Source organism: Actinomyces glycerinitolerans (genome assembly GCF_900098745.1).
Lineage (GTDB): Bacteria > Actinomycetota > Actinomycetes > Actinomycetales > Actinomycetaceae > Actinomyces > Actinomyces glycerinitolerans.
Map to the genome: position 1 here is coordinate 48428 of NZ_FQTT01000002.1, position 16362 is coordinate 64789.

The following is a 16362-nucleotide window of genomic DNA, read 5'->3' on the forward strand; positions in this document are numbered from 1 at the left end:
GACGGACGCACCAAGTGCGGCCGAGGCCACAGGCTTGTTTGGTAACGGGTTAGCAACACGGCCGGGTAGGCTGTCGTCATGGATTCCAGCACAGGTCCGAGCTTCCCGATGTCGGCCACAGCAGTATTGGCACAGAGGAAGCAAAGACAACGGGAGGCCGCCGCGGTTACGGCCACCGAGCAGTATCTGCCCCCGAGTCGTGGGCGCCATGCCGCCGACCGGCCAGATCGACGGCCCTCGCGTGGCGGCCGGGCACCACGCGGCAAGAAGCCCGTTATCCCGCCCGTGCTCTACCTGCCCTCGACCGGCGCGCCGAACACCTACGGCGCCGAGATCGAGTTGCGCAAGACGAACGACGGGCGCATGGCACTGCTGGCCTACACGGCGCTGGATCGCCTGGCGGACTGCATGGGGCCACACCAGCCCTGGGTGCTGTACCCGACCGAGAGACTGGGTGATCTGGAAGTCGTGGAGCACTACGACGTCATCTACCTGGACTTGCCGGTGCCAAAGGAGCTCTGGCGCACGGCGGTGAACACGGATCGGAGGTCGGCGCGATGAGCGAAGAGTTCCGGTTCGAGTACGACTCCGCGATCGACATTGCGGCAAGGTTTGCAACTGCCCAGGACGACCTGGAGGCCAACGCGCCGACCATGCCCTACTCGGTGGACGCCGGAGACGGCAGCACGTACATCACCAGCATGATCTCCCAGCTCGCGCAGGACGCCGGCACGCTGGCTTTGGCTGCTGAACTCGGCTACACCAACATGAAGAGCGCCATCAACCTGGTTTCCGGTGCCGACGACGACGTCGCACAGACCTTCCGCGACATGGAGGAGGACATGCCATGAGCACGGGTTTCCCTGTCGATAACGGAGACGGAGTCTGCACCGCCCAGATCGACACCACGATCCCCGGGAGTGTGGAGTCGGTCGACAGCTCCGCCGACTGGCTAAAGCTGCTGCAGGACGGGTTCTGTGACGCGCGCACCATGTTCAGCAACGCTGCCACGCTCACCAACGCAGACCTGTCGGGAGAGCTTGCTAGCGCGGTGGTTGCGTATTCGAACGACCTGTATGACGCCTGCGGCAATGCCTACGATCGCGCGAAGAACGCTGTAGACGTCATTAGGTCCTTCGCCGACCAGCTGGGTTGGCGCAAGGATGACATGGCCGAGCACCGCGAGACCGCGATAGCAGGAGGTCTGACAGTCGTAGGCAACGTCATTGTGGCACCGACCCCGGTGTCCAAGCCCGCCGACCTGGGAGATGGCGCCACCGCAGCCGAGAAGCAGGAGTGGACGACCGCGAACGACGCCTACGAGGACTATCAGACCAAGAAGGCCCTCTTCGACGAGGTCAGCGAGGACGTCCAGGACACCTTTGACGAACTCGACGACTGGATCACCGAGCACCTCGTCACCGCAGAGTCCGACGCATTGGACAACGTCCTCATGGACGGGGTCAAGGAGATGGTGGAGAACGCCATCGGCGAAGGATTCGAAGCAGGAACGCAAAACGTCTACTACAACAAGGCCACCGCGCTGTACGACGCCGCCGTCGCAGCGGCGACCGCGAAGGCGATCGAGCGCTCAGGCAACCCCGCTGTCAGATCCGGCAACAAGCCGCCCAGTCAGGACGCCGTAGACAGAAACCTGGGCCGTTCCCCTAAGGCTGACGCTGCCGAGCAAGTAGCCAAAACCGGGAAGAAGGTAGCCAAAGGCGTCGGCGTCTCCATCACTCTCGGATTCATTGGCATTGAGCTAGCGACAGGAGACTCGCCGTCCGAGGTACTGCTCCCGGCCGCCGCTTCGGCGGCGGCCGTAGTGCTCCTGCCTGCTAGCGCATCAATATTAGCCACAATTGCAGTCCCGGCAGTCGTCGCAACTGGCGTAGGTTACGCCTACAATAACTATGTGCCATTGGAGATTCGCGGGAAGATAGACGAAGGTCTCAATGACCTCTGGGACTGGGGTGCGGACCGCGTGGATGACGCGACCGACTGGGTCTCCGACCAGTGGAACCGGATCTTCGGATGAGTTCTGCCAGTAATGCCTCCGGTTGGCTGCGACGCCGGAAGTATCCTCGCGTCATCACCTGCGATCAGGCAGACATAGACAGAACCAAGGCTCCCTGGTGGGAGGCATTTACCTTGGCGGCGCTACTGCTCCTCTCATGGATGATGACGGCATGGCATAATAATGTGGCCTTGAGCATCGTATTTGGACTCGCCGGTTTGGCAATCGCATTGCACATTCCGGTTGCGGTCGATCATCGGTGGGCGTTGCGGCGGGCGCACGAGTACTGGCGGCATACCGAGGGCGCCACACTGTTCTTCCCAGACCGGAGCATCGCCATAGCCGAGTACGTGTTCTTCGGCATGGTGTTCCTGGCAGGCGTTGTGGGCATTGGCCTGGTGTGGTTCGTGCGGCTCACCCAGACACCGATCGGCTCCACCATGCGGGGCACCGTATTCTTCGCCTCGCTGTTCATCGCACTGGCCACCGCGTCCTGGCGTAAGACTCCTTTCACTCTGCGCCCCAGCCCGGCACTGGCCCTCACTCACGACGGCATCCACGTTTGGCCCGGTACCCGCCATGAGACCTTCATCTACTGGGAGCACCGGCCACAGGTCACCAAGGTGGTCGCCTACCAGCTGCTCCTAACCACCACCGCCAACGCCGTCATCACCTGTTACCTCCACGACCGCGAGTTCCCCATGGGAAGCCTCCCCATGGAATACAACCAGCTACGCCGCGTCGTAGAATTCTACGCCCGCCACCGCCGCCTACGCCACGAACTCGCCAAACCCGAGGGCCTCGAACGCGTCAAATCCCTCATGCAACACCCCGTATGGGAAGTCGAGCAACAACTACCCCCACCGACACCCAAACGACCACGCAGACACCGCAAGTGAACCAATGCGCCATATGACTCCAGCTTCACATCAGCCAACGCGTCGCCAGGGGGCACGGGCGCGGTTATGAGCTGGCTGCACATAGTGCGTCATCGCGCAGAACGCACCACAGAGGAAGCACGCGCGAAGATCGTCAGCTGTGATGACGCCGATGACGTCTACGGTAAGGGTCTCCGTTCCACGCTGGCCATCACACTGCTCTACATCCTTAGCGCCTGGTTCTTCTTCGCAGTCTCCGCATTCGCACTCGGCGTAGTCTTCGCCGCCCTGGCGGTCTCCTCCGCCATGGCCGCTGCGCAGCTGGAGGACAAGTCAATGCTGCGCCGCAGTGCCTACGAGCACTGGTACCGGGACGACTCCGGCATCGTGATCAGGCCCTCATGGCACCTGCTCGCCTATGACTGGTTCGCAACCACAATCTCGATTGTCGGTATCGGCGTCGGTGCGGTGCTGCCATGGTTCATCCCCCAGGAACGGATCGGCGGCGTCGGCAGCAGTGCCGTCGCACTGCTGATACTTCATGCAGTGATCTCCGGACTGAGTCGACGACCGTTCGGACTGCCCACCGGTCCCGCCATCATCCTAAGCTGCAACGGCATACACCTATTGCCAGGCCAGCGCTACGAGGCCTGGATCCCCTGGAACGAGCGCCCGCGGGAGGCCGGTGTACAGAACGGGACATTGCTGATCACCACGCGCGACCGATACACCATCATCTTCCCGGTCAGCTATCTATACCCCGGCTGCGCCCAGATCAGCCGCGTCCTGGAATTCTACAGCACCCACGCGTCCCTCCGCCACGAACTCGCCAAACCCGAAGGCCTCGAACGCGTCAAATTCCTCATGCAACACACCGTCCAGGAAGTCGAACAGCAACTACCCCCACCGGCGCCCAGACGCCCACGCAGACACCGCAAGTGAACCAATGCACCACAATGTCAGTTAGACCACGGCAGCTACCCCCGGAGATCATCTACGTACACACTATTCCCGTTGACAACTGACAGTTGGACACGCGAAAGATAAGCACATGAGACCACGTAAGCCGGCCGTCGAAGGCGTTCTTCGCGGTAAGCAGCGCTACCGATATTCAACAGTTCTGACCTTTGACCAGGTCGACCACCAGAACGACAGATGGCTACGGGCACATGCGGTATGTGCGGCACTTGGCATTCTCTCGGCTTGGATGGCCGCGAGTCTAGCCAGAGCATTCACCCTCGCCGTGTTTTCGGGTGTCAGTACTCTTTATTGCCTGACGTCCTGTATTTCAATACTGTCCGAGCGATCCGATCACCTGTACGCTCATCATGAGTGGCGATCCGTGCCCGAGGGCGTGGAACTCACATCGATCAAGTCCTGGCACAGCCGGGCCTGCATGAACCTACCGAACTCAATCATGATCGCCGGCTGCCTGATCACCCTCGCAATCCCATGGTTCGTCCCTTATCGAATCCCAGGCTCAATCGGATCATCCGTGGCCGCGATCAGCTCGTTGGCAATACTGGTATTCGGCCTACTTGACGAACCGCGGAAGCCGCGCACCCGCCCCGCAATACTGCTACAACCCGAGGGCATACTCGCCTGGCCCAACGAACCCTACAGGTGCCGCATCCCATGGACCACCTTCCCGAAGGCAATGGTCATACGCCACTACGCACTAGACATAGTCACAAGCAAACGCCTGGAGTTCGTGATCCCACTCAAACACCTCAACATCAGCGGCAGACAACTCGCCCGCGTCATCCAGTTCTACACCAAACACATCAACCTCCGCTACGAACTCACCACCCCCGAAGGCCTCAACCACGTCAAACTCCTCATGCACAACACCGTCCAGGTAGTCGAGCAACAGCTACCCCAACAACCGCCCAGATACCCACACCACCACCGTGAGTGAACCGTGCATAACGATCCGCCCCGTCGGCTGTCATATCGACCGCCCTCGGCACGTAAGATCAACCGACCTCGGCGGGCGGGGCGGGTCGGGTTGGGGTGGGTCTGGTTGGCAGCTACCAGCTGACCGGCACCGGGGCGCCCTCGCGGTAGCCGGAGGCCGACTGGATGCCGACGATCGCCCGCTCGCGGAACTCCGGGATGGAGGCCGCGCCGGCGTAGGTGAAGGAGCTGCGCACGCCCGCCACGATGGAGTCGATCAGGTCCTCCACGCCGGGGCGCTCGGGATCGAGGTACATGCGGCCGGCGCTGATGCCCTCCTCGAACAGCCCCTTGCGGGCGCGGTCGAAGGCGTCCTCCCCCTCAGTGCGGTCCGCCACCGCCCGGGCCGAGGCCATGCCGAAGCTCTCCTTGTAGGCGCGCCCGTCGGCGTCGTACTGCAGGTCACCCGGGGACTCGTGGGTGCCGGCGAACCAGGAGCCGATCATCACGTTGGAGGCGCCCGCCGCGAGCGCCAGGGCGACGTCGCGCGGGTGGCGCACCCCGCCGTCGGCCCACACGTGCGCGCCCAGGCACGCCGCCTCCCGGCTGCACTCCAGGACGGCGGAGAACTGGGGGCGGCCCACGCCGGTCTGCATGCGGGTGGTGCACATGGCGCCCGGCCCCACCCCCACCTTGACGATGGAGGCGCCGGCGTCGACCAGGTCGCGCACGCCGGCCGCGGTGACCACGTTGCCGGCGACGATCGGGAAGGCGCCGGGCAGGGCGGCGCGCACGGCCCGGACCACCTCCACCATGCGGTCCTGGTGCCCGTGGGCGGTGTCGACGACGATCACGTCCACCCCGGCCGCCACGAGTTCGGCCGCGCGGCGAGCCGGGTCGCCGTTCATGCCGATGGCGGCACCCACGCGCAGGTGGCCGGCGGCGTCGACGGCGGGCCGGTAGATGGTGGAGCGCACGGCCCCGGAGCGGGTGAGCAGGCCGACCAGGCCGCCGTCGGCCCCCACCACCGGCGCCAGGGTGCGGCGGGCGGCCTTGAGCCGGTCGAAGGCCTCACGCGGGTCGATCCCCTCCGGCAGGGTGACCAGCTCGGTGCTCATCACCCGCCGCACCTGGGTGAAGCGGTCGACGCCGCTCACGTCACGCATGTCCACCATGCCGATCGGGGCGTTGGTTTCGCCGTCGACGACGACGGCGGCGCCATGGGCACGTTTGGGAATCAGGCCAAGGGCGTAGCCGCAGGTGTGGTGCGGCTTGACCGTCACCGGGGTGTCGTAGACGAGGTGGGAGGCCTTGACCTGGGCGACCGTGTCGATGACGACGTCGGCGGGAATGTCCTGCGGGATGATGGCGATGCCGCCGCGGCGGGCGACGGTCTCCGCCATGCGCTTGCCGGCCACGGCGGTCATGTTGGACACCACCAGCGGGATGGTGGTGCCGCTGGCGTCGTCGGTGGTCAGATCCACGCCCGTGCGTGAACCCACGGCGGAGCGGGAGGGGACCATGAATACGTCGTCGTACGTCAGGTCGAAGGTGGGCTGCATGCCGTTGAGGAACTTCACTTAAGGATTCTACGGCGCAGCCCGGCCCGTGAGCGTGCCCGCGGGTGGCGAACGGCCCCTCACGGCCGTCTCGTCGCGAGCAACGAGGGGGTGAGGGGCCGTTACCGCGCGGACCGGATGGTCGGCCGCGCGGGCCGGTCAGGCGTTCTGCTCGGGGTCCTTGCCGAGCAGGAAGGCGTAGCTGAAGCCGGCGATGGCCGCGCCCAGGAGCGGGGCGACGATGAACAGCCACAGCTGCCCGAGGGCGCCGTTGCCGGCCTCGAAGGCGACGGCGATGGAGCGGGCCGGGTTGACGGAGGCGTTGGTCACCGGGATGGAGACCAGCAGGATGAGCGTCAGGGTGGAGCCGATGGCCAGCGGGGCGAAGCCCTTGGGGGCGCGGGAGTCGGTGGAGCCGAGGATGACGATCAGGAAGATGGCGGTCATGACCAGCTCGCAGATGAAGCCGGCGGCCATCGAGTAGCCGTGCGGGGAGTGCGCGCCGTAACCGTTGGCGGCGAACCCGTTGGCGGCCACGTCGAAGCTGTCGGAGCCGGAGGCGATGGCGTACAGCACGCCGCCGCCCACCAGGCCGGCGACGATCTGGATGCACCAGTAGGGCAGGACGTCCTTCCAGGCGAAGCGGCCGGCGACGGCCAGGCCCAGGGTGACGGCGGGGTTGAAATGGCCGCCCGAGACGGCGCCGACGGCGTAGGCCATGGTGGTCACGGCCAGGCCGAAGGCGAGGGCCACGCCGAGGTAGCCGATGCCGACGGGGAAGTCGGAGTCGGTGATGGCGGTGGCGGCGAGGACGGCGGAGCCGCAGCCGGCGAAGACGAGCCAGAACGTACCGAGGAACTCGGCGCCCAGACGCTTGGACAGGGGAGCCATTGATGGCCTTTCGTTGTTCGAATGCTGGATTCAGGCGGATCCGGCAATGTGGATGGGACAGGGACTACACAGGGATAGCCAGGGACATGGAAAACGCCCCGCAGCACCGACTGTTCAGCCGATGACGGGGCGTCAGTGCGCCAGAAGGGACTCGAACCCCCAACCTTCTGATCCGTAGTCAGATGCTCTATCCATTGAGCTACTGGCGCAATCCGGTTCGGACAACCCGGAACATTACTCGGCGATCCGGGAGGCCACAAATCCTCGGGCCGTGAGCCTGGGCACAGCCGCGGCCGACCAGCCACGCTCGCAGTCGGCGGGGGGTATCGCGCCCCGCCGGAGGCGACTGAGAGGGGCGGGCGACTCCCACGGCCGCGGCGCCGTCGGCGGGCGTGGCGATGGCCGGGGCGTTCACTGCTCGCGACTTCGGCGTAATGCCGCGGCCCACTGAAGGCAGCGCGATTTGACCTCTTCGAGCTGTTCCGGAGTGACACCGTACCGGCGGACATCCAACGGCGTCACACGATTGACCGCTTCCAGCTGACGAGCAAACATGTCGATGTCGAAGCCAGGATCACGCTCGGCCGCGGCGTCCACGAGCACGCCGTCGGCAAACTCCCCCGACCTGCGGATGCCGTCAACGTCAAGAAAATCACGCGGTTCGCCCCGGGAATACAGGGCGTCGATCTTACTGGCCACCGCGTCCCTCAGGCTGAGCACAGGTCCGATGGCGAAGGGCACGGGATCGTTCTCTCTCCAATCCACCCCCAGATCAAGTTCAACTTGCGCCCCGCCGTGAACGCTAACCCGTAACCTTGCGAACTGCGGTGACCGACGGACCTCGTCAACGCCGTAGCCACGCCTGTGTAACTCACCCACGACCTGCTTTACAGCTCGGTCGAACTCCACTGGGTCCTGCATCGTCGTGAACAGATCAACATCCTCTGTCGGCCGCTCGATCACCCCGTGCTCACGAATGGCACCAGAGCCCGCCAGCACGAAGCCAGCCCCGGCTAGCGTGGTCAAAGCAATATGCGCGACTTCCCGCTGCACGTCCCGCTCTACGCTCATGCGCTCTTCCCACCTCCGAGCTGCGGGAACCGAACCTCCCAGAGCTCGCGTGCACGCCTAGGCAGCAGCAGTTCCGACCAAACCGACACGAGCCGATCCCGGTTGAGGATGGCAACCTGATCGGCAACAGTTCCCTCGGCTATGGCAACCCGGTAGGCCAGGTTCACGCCGCCGTCCTCATCTAAGTCCACATGACCGCCGCCGGGCGCCCATAGCAGAGCGTGAGGCAAGTCGATGCTGCCGCTTGCCGGCCCGCGCAGATCATCCAAGCTGTCGGGAACCGCATAGGGCTTGACGTCACCAAAAAGCACGCGGCGTGACGACCCAGAAGCACCGCGCGCTTCGATGTGCGTGGTCCTGCTCATCACACCCCCGTTCCGAGGCACCCGTATGGGCACGGGCGGTGGCGGAGATGGGGAGATTCGAACTCCCGAGGGGTTTTATCCCCAACCTTCTTAGCAGGAAGGCGCACTAGGCCACTATGCGACATCTCCAGTTGCCGGATCGGCCCAATGAGCCTACCCCAGCGCACGCGCAGAGGCAACGACCCGCCGTGGAGCCCCGCGGAGCGCCGTCGGCGACGGCTTACCCACACCCGTGGCGGAGAGGGAGGGATTCGAACCCCCGGTGCGCTAGGCGCACAGCGGTTTTCAAGACCGCCACATTCGGCCGCTCTGTCACCTCTCCAGGTACGTGCCGAAACCCTACCACCCCGCACCACCCATCGCAGCGCGCGGTTCAGGCCATAACGCTAGTCACAAAACAGGACCTTCGTCCCCTGTACACCACATCGCCAGATCAGTATCGTTGCGGATATGACGTTATATAACGTCATATCCAGAGACGGATCGCGCACCCGCTCGAGCAGCCTCACCAACGACGGTGTCAGGACCACTGCCTCAGCCCCATGGCGCCCCGCTCCACCACACGCATGACACGAAAGAGAGCTCATGGCACACACACCGGCACTCACTCAGCCCACAGACGCACTGCCGAACGCCGGCGCCCGCCTTGACCGACTGCCCACCAGCCGCTTCCACTGGTCGGTGTACTGGATGGTCGCCTTCGGACTGCTCGTAGGTTGGAGCAACGCCATCGGCGGACTGGTTCTAGCAGTGCTTGCGGAGATCGGCTGGACCGACAACTCCTCGTCCGCGATCTTCTCCTCGCTTACCACGGCCGGGATGTTCGTGGGAGCACTGGTCGGCGGCGCGATCGGCGATCGCCTGGGACGCCGCAACGGCTTCCTCGGATTCGTGGCCTTTCACATCATCACCATGCTGGTCGCGGCCGCCTCCCCGAACATGACCTTCCTCATCATCGTGCGGGTGTTCATGGGGATGGCGCTCGGCGGCCTACTCACCGTGCTGTTCGCCTCCTGGACGGAGTACGTCCCCTCACGGGACCGCGGCTCCTGGTCCTCCCGGGCATCCTTCATCGGCAACTGGTCCTACCCGATCTGCTCACTGATCGCCTCCTACCTCGTCGGAGTCGTCAGCCCCGAGGCCAACTGGCGCATCCAGTTCATCATCCCGGCCGTCACCTCAACGATCGTCCTGATCATCGTCTGGCGACTCTTCCCCGAGTCACCGCGTTGGCTGGAGTCCAAGGGCCGCTACCGGGAGGCGAATGAACTGCTCAGGAAGATCGAGGCCGATGTCGAGCGGCAGAAGGGCATCACGCTGGAGCCGGCAGCCGACGCCGTGGAGGAGCACGCGAAGACCCAGGGCCAGGTGAACCTCCCCTACAGCGCCCTGTTCAAGGGCGAACTGCTCAAACGAGTTATCGTCGGCTCCTTCGCCCTGATCGCCATGAACGTCATCCAGTACACACTCATCAATTGGCTACCGACCATGTTGCTCTCCCAGGGCATCGACTTGGCCGACTCCGTAGTGCTGAACACCATGAGTATGTTCGGGGCACCCATCGGCATCTTCATCGCCATATTCATCATCGACCGCTTCCCGCGTCGTGTATTCGGTATCGGGCTGTTGCTCATAATCGCGGTGCTGGGATACGTCTACTCGCTGCAGACCTCAATGACCGCGCTGTCCGTCGTTGGCTTCTTCCTGATCATCTTCGTCTATATGTTCGTCTGCTTCGCCTCGGCCGTCTACGTCCCGGAGATATGGCCGACGGCGGCAAAGCTGCGTGGCTCCGGGCTGGCCAACTCGGTCGGCCGCGTCAGCGGAATCCTCTCCCCATATGCGGTGGCCGCCCTGCTGGACGCGTCCGGTGTCACCGGAGTCTTCATTCTCCTCGGGGCTACAGCGGTTGTCACCGCAGCCGTTATCGCCGTCTTCGGCGTGGAGAGCCGCGGGGCGTCTATTGAGTCGATTTCCAACGTCGACATCGACTAAACCCGCCGCTTCGTCCTGACAAGGCACACCACGGGCGCCGGTGCCGCTCGGCGGCCGCACTCCCTAACCATTCTCTATCCACCCGGCTTGAGCCCTTCACACACAATCCAGAAAGGAATCATCATGAAGGCACTTGCACGCTACGGCAAGGAATTCGGCGGATACCGCCTCATCGACGTCCCAGTCCCCGAGATCGGGGACGAGGACCTGCTCGTCAAGGTCGGAGCCGCCACCATCTGCGGCGCGGACATGAAGCACTTCCGCGTCGACAACGGCTCGGACGAGTTCAACTCCATCCGCGGTCACGAGTTCGCCGGCGAGATCGTCAAGGTCGGGTCCAAGGTGACCGACTGGCACGTCGGCCAGCGCGTGGTCTCGGACAACACCGGCCACGTCTGCGGCATCTGCCCCGCCTGTGAGCGGGCGGACTTCCTGTGCTGCGAGAACAAGGTGAACATCGGCCTGGACAACAACCGCTGGGGCGGCGGATTCACCAAGTACGCGATCATCCCCGGTGAGATCCTGCGCATCCACCGTCACGCGATCTGGGAGCTGCCCGACTGGCTGCCCTATGAGCAGGCGGCAGCCATCGAACCGCTGTGCAACTCCTACAAGGCGGTCGCCGAGCAGACCCACCTCAAGCCCGGACAGGACGTCGTCATCATCGGCGCCGGCCCACTGGGCCTGTACTCCGTGCAGGTCGCCAAGCTGATGGGCGCGGTCAACATTGTGCTGGTGGGTCTCGACGCCGACGTCAACACTCGTTTTGAGGTCGCCAAACAGCTCGGCGCGACGCACGTGGTCAACGGCTCCCAGGAGGACGTCGTCGCCCGGTGCCAGGAGATCTGCGGCAAGGACAACCTCGGACTGGTGATCGAGTGCTCCGGCGCAAACATCGCCCTGGAGCAGGCCATCAACATGGTGCGCCCCAACGCGGAGATCGTCCGCGCCGGCATGGGCTTCAAGCCACTGAACTTCCCCATCAACCGCATCACCGAGTGGAACATCTCGCTGATAGGTCACATGGCCTACGACTCGACCACCTGGCGCAACGTGCTGCGACTGGTCGACCACAAGAAGGTTCAACTCGCACCGATGATCACCCACCGCTTCGGCCTCTCCGAATGGGAGAAGGGCTTCGAGGCCATGGCCGCCAAGGACGCCATCAAGGTCGTCCTCACCTATGACTTCGACGACTGACTCCATCCACTAATTCCAACCCCGGTTTCAGGAAGGGAAACGACAACATGCTGGCAGATTTGGCGTGGTGGCTGCGCCACGCGCAGGCGAACGGATACGCGATACCCCATTTCAACACGTGGAACGCGGAGATGCTCATGGGCGTCATGGATGCCGCGGAGGAGACGCGCTCCCCCGTCATCATCTCCTTCGGTACCAGTTTCACGGGCAACGTCGTGTTCGAGGAATTCGCCTGGCTGATGCGCAATATGGCGGAGCATGCGAACGTGCCCACCATCGTTCACTGGGATCACGGGCGCAGCTTCGACATCGTCCACAACGCCTACGTACACGGCAATAACGCGATCATGCGTGACGCCTCGAAACTGCCATTTGAGGAGAATGTCGCCGAGACCAAGCGGGTAGTGGACTACTTCCACCCGCGCGGGGTTCCGGTGGAGGCCGAGTTGGGCCACGTGGGCGACTACGGCGACTACGAGGAGGTCCTGGCGCACTACCAGTACACGGATCCCGCACAGGCCGCGGAGTTCGTGGAGCGCACAGGCTGCGATGCGCTGGCGGTCGCCATTGGCAATATCCACGGCCCCTACAGTTCACCGCCGCGCATCGCCCATGATGTGCTGGAGGCGGTACGCGAGGCCGTTGACATCCCGCTCGTCCTGCACGGCGCCTCCGGAATCCCGGACGACGACGTGCGCCGGGCGATCGCCAACGGCGTCGCCAAGGTGAATATTCACTCCGAGCTGGGGGAGGCGGCCATGGCCGCCATCGTCAAGGACACGTCCACCAACTACGTGAACACCCAGCTGCGCGTACGTGCGGCGCTCAAGCAGCGCGCCCTGGAGAAGATCGAGCTGCTGGGCTCCGCCGGTCACGCCGACGCCATGCCGGTGGTGGCCGGCGATCTCAACCGGGTGACCGACGGACGCGCGCCGACTCCTGAGGGGCTGAAGGCACAATGAGTCGGCAGGTCGGCCGGCCGGGTATGGATTCGGCAGCCCAGCAGATGGAGTCCGCACAGGCGCTGGCCACCCTGGAGCAGTTGCCGGTGTCCCGCTGGCACTGGAAGGTGTTCTGGGTGCTGGGACTGGCGCTCCAGTTCAACGGCATTCTGAACTCGTCGGGGAACTCGGTCCTGGCCGACCTGGTAGACCGGGGGTGGTCGAACAACTACTGGAACGCCTTCTTCTCATCGGCGATGATGATGGGCTTCTTCGTGGGCTCGCTCGCCGCGGGCGGTCTCGGGGACCGGATCGGGCGCAAGCGCACCTACGAGCTGTGCATTCTCGTATTCGGCGCCATGGCGCTGGCGGCGGCCTGCGCCCCCGGAATGATCTTCCTGACCGTGTGCCGCGGGCTAATGGGAATCGGCATGGGCGGCGGCATCGTCCTCGGCTACGGCACCTTCACCGAGTTCATGCCAGCCCGGGTGCGGGGCACCTGGTCGGCCCGCATCTCCCTGCTGGGCAACCTCTCCCCCTTAATCGCCGCGATCCTGGCCGCCGCGCTCATCCCGGCGCTGAGCTGGCGGGCGGTGTTCGTGGTGGCCGGGGTCCTGTCCCTGGTGATGCTCGTCGTCGTTCACCTCCACCTCGAGGAGTCTCCCCGCTGGCTGATCGCCTCGGGGAGGGACGACGACGGCGTCGCCATCGTCCGCGGGGCCGCCGCCCGCAGCGGCGTCGTCGTCAACGGCCCCGACGACGCAGCCACCCGCCCCAATGGTTCCGGCACAAGCGACGCGGCCCCGGCCACGGTCGCGGCGTCCGCCCAGACCAAGGTCGCAGTTCCACTGTCGGCCTTCTTCACCGGTGATCTGGGCCGCCGCACCCTGGTGGCCACGGCGACCCTGATCGCCATGAACCTGTCCCTGTACACCATCACCCAGTGGGTGCCGACCATCTTCGTCAACCAGGGGATCGACATCTCCAAGTCGCTGGCGATGTCGATGATCATGATGATCGGCGCTCCGGTGGGGGTGTTCATCTCCACACTGATCATGGACCTGCTGCCCCGCAAGGTCCTCGGACCGGGGCTCATCGTCCTGGTGGCCGTGCTGGGGTATGTCTACTCCCGGCAGACCTCCGAAGTCACGATCCTGGCGATCGGCACCCTGATGATCGTCGTCCTGTATATCTACAACAGCTTCTCGTCGGCCGTATACGCGCCCGAGATCTGGCCGACCGCGCAGAAGATGCGCGGGCTCGGCATTGCCAACTCCATCGGCCGGGTCGTCGCCATCGCCTCGCCCTACCTGGTGGCCTGGCTGCTGACCGAGTTCGGCGTCATCGCCGTATTCGTCGTCCTGGGGCTGCTGCTGAGCGCCTGCGCACTGGTGCTGGCGATCTTCGGCATCGAGACGCGGGGACGCAGCGTCGAAGAGATGGCACTACCTATCCGCACGGCAGAAGCCGCTTAGTTTCTCAAAGAGGAGATACACACATGAGCACCAATTCAAAGGCCGTACTCGATCACCCCGGCCTGATGACCATCAAGGCCTGCGAGCGCCCGACACCCGGCCCCGGCGAGGTTCTGATCAAGATCGCCCGGGTCGGAATGTGCGGCTCGGACATGCACGGTTTCAAGTCCGGTCCCTACATTCCGCCGCAGCCCGGCCAGGAGGTGGGGCTGGGGCACGAGCCCGCGGGCGTCGTAGTCGAGGTCGGCGATGACGTGACCGAATTGAAGGCCGGCGACCGCGTCTGCGTCGAGCCCGGTATCCCCTGCTACACCTGCGAGTTCTGTCTGTCCGGGCACTACAACGTATGCCCGAATGTGGACTTCATGGCCACCGCGCCCAACTACCGAGGTGCCTTCACCGAGTACCTGGTGCATCCGGCCACGCTTGTGTTCCCGCTGCCCGATGAGCTCAGCCTTGATGAGGGAGCCCTCGTGGAGCCGGCCTCGGTGGCCGTGCACGCGGTCGAGATGGCGGGCACGCTCCTGGGCAAGACTGTCGTCATCCTCGGGGCGGGCGCCGTAGGCCTCATGGTTTCTATGGTCGCCCGCATGGCGGGTGCCCGGAAGATCGTCGCCGTCGATCTGCAGGACAGCAGGCTGCAGACCGCGCGCAGGCTGGGCGCTGACGCCACGGTGAACAGCGGTGAAGGCGACCCGGTCGCCCGGATTAAGGAGGTCGTCGGCCGGTACGGGGCCGACGTCGTATTTGAGACAGCTGGTGCGGTGCCTACCGTGAAGCTCGGTCTGCAGGTGGTCAAGCGCCGCGGCAGGTTCATGATTGTGGGCACGGTCCCCGGCGAGGCGCCGGTGCCATTCCTGGCGATCAACCGCGAGGTGACGATCCAGACCGTGTTCAGGTATTGCAACTCCTACCCGACCACCATTGAGCTTATCCGCTCCGGTGCCCTGAGGGTGTCAGAACTGATCGATCGGCACTTCGCATACGCAGATATCCAGCACGCCTTCGAGACGGCCGTGGGTGACCCCGGATCTTTCACCAAGGCGGTCGTCGTGGTTGATGACTCCCTGAAGTGAGGCGATGGCCATGGCGAACCTCGACGTCCTGTGCGTCGGCTCCTCGGTGGTCGACATCCCGCTGCACCCGGTCGACAGAAGCGTCTTCGACACCGTCTCCTATCCGGTTGACGACATCTCCATGCAGGTAGGCGGAGACGCGCTGAACGAATCCATCATCCTGTCCCGCCTGGGAGCCCGAGTGGGACTGGTGACCGCAGTCGGAGACGACGCGGCTGGCACCTTCATCACGACAACGGCCCGCTCCGAGGGCGTTGACGTCTCCCGGGTACGGGTGCGGCGCGGCCTGACCACGTCCTTAAACATCGGCCTGGTCCAGCCCGATGGCGAGCGCACCTTCATCACCAACCGCAACGGCAGCCTGTGGCTCACGGAGGAGAGTGATCTCGACGTCTCCGGCCGCATCGGATTCGCGAAGATCCTTGCCTTTGGCTCGATCTTCAACAATCCCCTGCTGTCCGGAGCATGGATTGCCGATCTGTTCCACCGGGCAAAGGCCGCGGGGATGACCGTCTGCGCCGACATGGTGCCCAGTCGTACCGGCGCAGGAATCGAGGAGATAGCCGAGGCCCTGGGGTACGTCGACTACTTCTTCCCCAACGCGTCCGAGGCCATCGCCCTGACGGGAGCCCACGACGAGTTCGAGGCGGCCGCCGTGCTGGAGCGCCACGGCGTGACCAACACAGTACTGAAGGTCGGAGCGCGCGGCTGCCTGGTACACAACGCCCACACCACCGAAGTTGTCCCCGCCGTCGGCCGTGACGCCGTGGATACGACGGGTGCCGGAGACAACTTCGCCGCCGGTTACATCTGTGCTCTGCTGCGCGGCATGAACTCAATCGATGCGGCCGTATTCGCCAATGGGGTCGCCGGCCTTTCGGTGACCCGTCTGGGTGCCACCGCTGCCGTGCGGTCGCTGGAGCAGGCCGAGGAGTTCATTGCCGGCATTGATGCCACAGGCACGTGAAGCGAGTAACCGTACGCAAGACATCAAGTAG

At 64.6% G+C, this 16362-nt stretch carries 16 protein-coding genes and 3 tRNA genes; 12 read left to right on the forward strand and 7 right to left on the reverse strand.

All coding sequences use genetic code 11. The features are described from left to right. Positions 1-78 precede the first annotated feature (78 nt). The 6 genes from ACGLYG10_RS16510 (at position 79) to ACGLYG10_RS03325 (ending at position 4813) form a co-directional block, all read left to right on the forward strand. Entirely contained in the window at positions 79-561 is a 483-nt protein-coding gene (locus ACGLYG10_RS16510; protein ID WP_244542552.1) for an SAV_915 family protein, read from the forward strand. Then, positions 558-851, forward strand: coding sequence for a hypothetical protein (locus tag ACGLYG10_RS03305; RefSeq protein WP_073327906.1), 294 nt, complete (start codon positions 558-560; stop codon positions 849-851). Before ACGLYG10_RS16510 ends, ACGLYG10_RS03305 begins: the two co-directional genes overlap by 4 nt. After that, the gene (locus ACGLYG10_RS03310; protein WP_073327908.1) at positions 848-2038 is read left to right on the forward strand and encodes a hypothetical protein; all 1191 of its coding nucleotides are present in this window, start codon (positions 848-850) and stop codon (positions 2036-2038) included. Before ACGLYG10_RS03305 ends, ACGLYG10_RS03310 begins: the two co-directional genes overlap by 4 nt. A 170-nt stretch (positions 2039-2208) precedes the next feature. After that, positions 2209-2916, forward strand: coding sequence for a hypothetical protein (locus ACGLYG10_RS03315; protein ID WP_139240776.1), 708 nt, complete (start codon positions 2209-2211; stop codon positions 2914-2916). Positions 2917-2982: 66 nt separating this feature from the next. Further along, positions 2983-3837: a hypothetical protein gene (locus ACGLYG10_RS03320; protein WP_073327911.1), complete on the forward strand. Its 855-nt coding sequence runs from the start codon at positions 2983-2985 to the stop codon at positions 3835-3837. Positions 3838-4237: 400 nt separating this feature from the next. Further along, a complete protein-coding gene (locus tag ACGLYG10_RS03325; protein ID WP_073327912.1) occupies positions 4238-4813 on the forward strand; it encodes a hypothetical protein in 576 nt (191 codons plus the stop codon). A 112-nt stretch (positions 4814-4925) separates the two neighbouring features. Here ACGLYG10_RS03325 and ACGLYG10_RS03330 read toward each other — a convergent pair whose 3' ends face one another. The 7 genes from ACGLYG10_RS03330 to ACGLYG10_RS03360 all read right to left on the reverse strand — a co-directional run bounded on the left by ACGLYG10_RS03330 (position 4926) and on the right by ACGLYG10_RS03360 (position 8999). Next, positions 4926-6371 (reverse strand): GuaB1 family IMP dehydrogenase-related protein, encoded by a 1446-nt coding sequence (locus ACGLYG10_RS03330; protein ID WP_073327914.1) that lies wholly within the window; start codon positions 6369-6371, stop codon positions 4926-4928. Positions 6372-6509: 138 nt separating this feature from the next. Beyond that, positions 6510-7241: an aquaporin Z gene (gene aqpZ, locus ACGLYG10_RS03335; RefSeq protein WP_073327915.1), complete on the reverse strand. Its 732-nt coding sequence runs from the start codon at positions 7239-7241 to the stop codon at positions 6510-6512. A 136-nt stretch (positions 7242-7377) separates the two neighbouring features. Continuing rightward, positions 7378-7450 (reverse strand) — tRNA-Arg (locus ACGLYG10_RS03340). A 202-nt stretch (positions 7451-7652) separates the two neighbouring features. Next, a complete protein-coding gene (locus ACGLYG10_RS03345) occupies positions 7653-8312 on the reverse strand; it encodes a nucleotidyl transferase AbiEii/AbiGii toxin family protein (protein ID WP_211482968.1) in 660 nt (219 codons plus the stop codon). Then, entirely contained in the window at positions 8309-8677 is a 369-nt protein-coding gene (locus tag ACGLYG10_RS03350) for a hypothetical protein (protein WP_073327968.1), read from the reverse strand. Before ACGLYG10_RS03350 ends, ACGLYG10_RS03345 begins: the two co-directional genes overlap by 4 nt. 39 nt (positions 8678-8716) lie before the next feature. Further along, positions 8717-8806, reverse strand: a tRNA-Ser gene (locus ACGLYG10_RS03355). Positions 8807-8910: 104 nt separating this feature from the next. Next, positions 8911-8999, reverse strand: a tRNA-Ser gene (locus tag ACGLYG10_RS03360). Between the two features lie 263 nt (positions 9000-9262). Between ACGLYG10_RS03360 and ACGLYG10_RS03365 the strand changes: the two genes are divergently transcribed. The 6 genes from ACGLYG10_RS03365 to ACGLYG10_RS03390 all read left to right on the forward strand — a co-directional run bounded on the left by ACGLYG10_RS03365 (position 9263) and on the right by ACGLYG10_RS03390 (position 16331). Next, on the forward strand, positions 9263-10672 hold the full coding sequence (locus tag ACGLYG10_RS03365) for an MFS transporter (protein WP_073327917.1): 1410 nt from the start codon (positions 9263-9265) through the stop codon (positions 10670-10672). Between the two features lie 123 nt (positions 10673-10795). After that, a complete protein-coding gene (locus ACGLYG10_RS03370; protein ID WP_073327918.1) occupies positions 10796-11872 on the forward strand; it encodes a zinc-binding dehydrogenase in 1077 nt (358 codons plus the stop codon). A gap of 47 nt (positions 11873-11919) precedes the next feature. After that, entirely contained in the window at positions 11920-12834 is a 915-nt protein-coding gene (locus ACGLYG10_RS03375; RefSeq protein ID WP_073327920.1) for a class II fructose-bisphosphate aldolase, read from the forward strand. Beyond that, a complete protein-coding gene (locus ACGLYG10_RS03380) occupies positions 12831-14288 on the forward strand; it encodes an MFS transporter (RefSeq protein ID WP_083565442.1) in 1458 nt (485 codons plus the stop codon). The genes ACGLYG10_RS03375 and ACGLYG10_RS03380 overlap by 4 nt, the downstream gene beginning before the upstream one ends. Positions 14289-14311: 23 nt before the next feature. Further along, positions 14312-15364 (forward strand): NAD(P)-dependent alcohol dehydrogenase, encoded by a 1053-nt coding sequence (locus ACGLYG10_RS03385; RefSeq protein ID WP_073327921.1) that lies wholly within the window; start codon positions 14312-14314, stop codon positions 15362-15364. Positions 15365-15374: 10 nt separating this feature from the next. Further along, entirely contained in the window at positions 15375-16331 is a 957-nt protein-coding gene (locus ACGLYG10_RS03390) for a carbohydrate kinase family protein (RefSeq protein WP_073327971.1), read from the forward strand. Positions 16332-16362: the final 31 nt, after the last annotated feature.

Excerpts from the sequence above, each read along its gene's own strand:
- ACGLYG10_RS03380 (WP_083565442.1), top strand. The coding sequence starts at position 12,831 with ATGAGTCGGCAGGTCGGCCGGCCGGGTATGGATTCGGCAGCCCAGCAG.
- ACGLYG10_RS03390 (WP_073327971.1), top strand. The coding sequence starts at position 15,375 with ATGGCGAACCTCGACGTCCTGTGCGTCGGCTCCTCGGTGGTCGACATC.
- ACGLYG10_RS03385 (WP_073327921.1), top strand. The coding sequence starts at position 14,312 with ATGAGCACCAATTCAAAGGCCGTACTCGATCACCCCGGCCTGATGACC.
- aqpZ (WP_073327915.1), bottom strand. The coding sequence starts at position 7,241 with ATGGCTCCCCTGTCCAAGCGTCTGGGCGCCGAGTTCCTCGGTACGTTC.
- ACGLYG10_RS03305 (WP_073327906.1), top strand. The coding sequence starts at position 558 with ATGAGCGAAGAGTTCCGGTTCGAGTACGACTCCGCGATCGACATTGCG.
- ACGLYG10_RS03320 (WP_073327911.1), top strand. The coding sequence starts at position 2,983 with ATGAGCTGGCTGCACATAGTGCGTCATCGCGCAGAACGCACCACAGAG.
- ACGLYG10_RS03375 (WP_073327920.1), top strand. The coding sequence starts at position 11,920 with ATGCTGGCAGATTTGGCGTGGTGGCTGCGCCACGCGCAGGCGAACGGA.
- ACGLYG10_RS16510 (WP_244542552.1), top strand. The coding sequence starts at position 79 with ATGGATTCCAGCACAGGTCCGAGCTTCCCGATGTCGGCCACAGCAGTA.
- ACGLYG10_RS03365 (WP_073327917.1), top strand. The coding sequence starts at position 9,263 with ATGGCACACACACCGGCACTCACTCAGCCCACAGACGCACTGCCGAAC.
- ACGLYG10_RS03350 (WP_073327968.1), bottom strand. The coding sequence starts at position 8,677 with ATGAGCAGGACCACGCACATCGAAGCGCGCGGTGCTTCTGGGTCGTCA.
- ACGLYG10_RS03370 (WP_073327918.1), top strand. The coding sequence starts at position 10,796 with ATGAAGGCACTTGCACGCTACGGCAAGGAATTCGGCGGATACCGCCTC.
- ACGLYG10_RS03310 (WP_073327908.1), top strand. The coding sequence starts at position 848 with ATGAGCACGGGTTTCCCTGTCGATAACGGAGACGGAGTCTGCACCGCC.
- ACGLYG10_RS03345 (WP_211482968.1), bottom strand. The coding sequence starts at position 8,312 with ATGAGCGTAGAGCGGGACGTGCAGCGGGAAGTCGCGCATATTGCTTTG.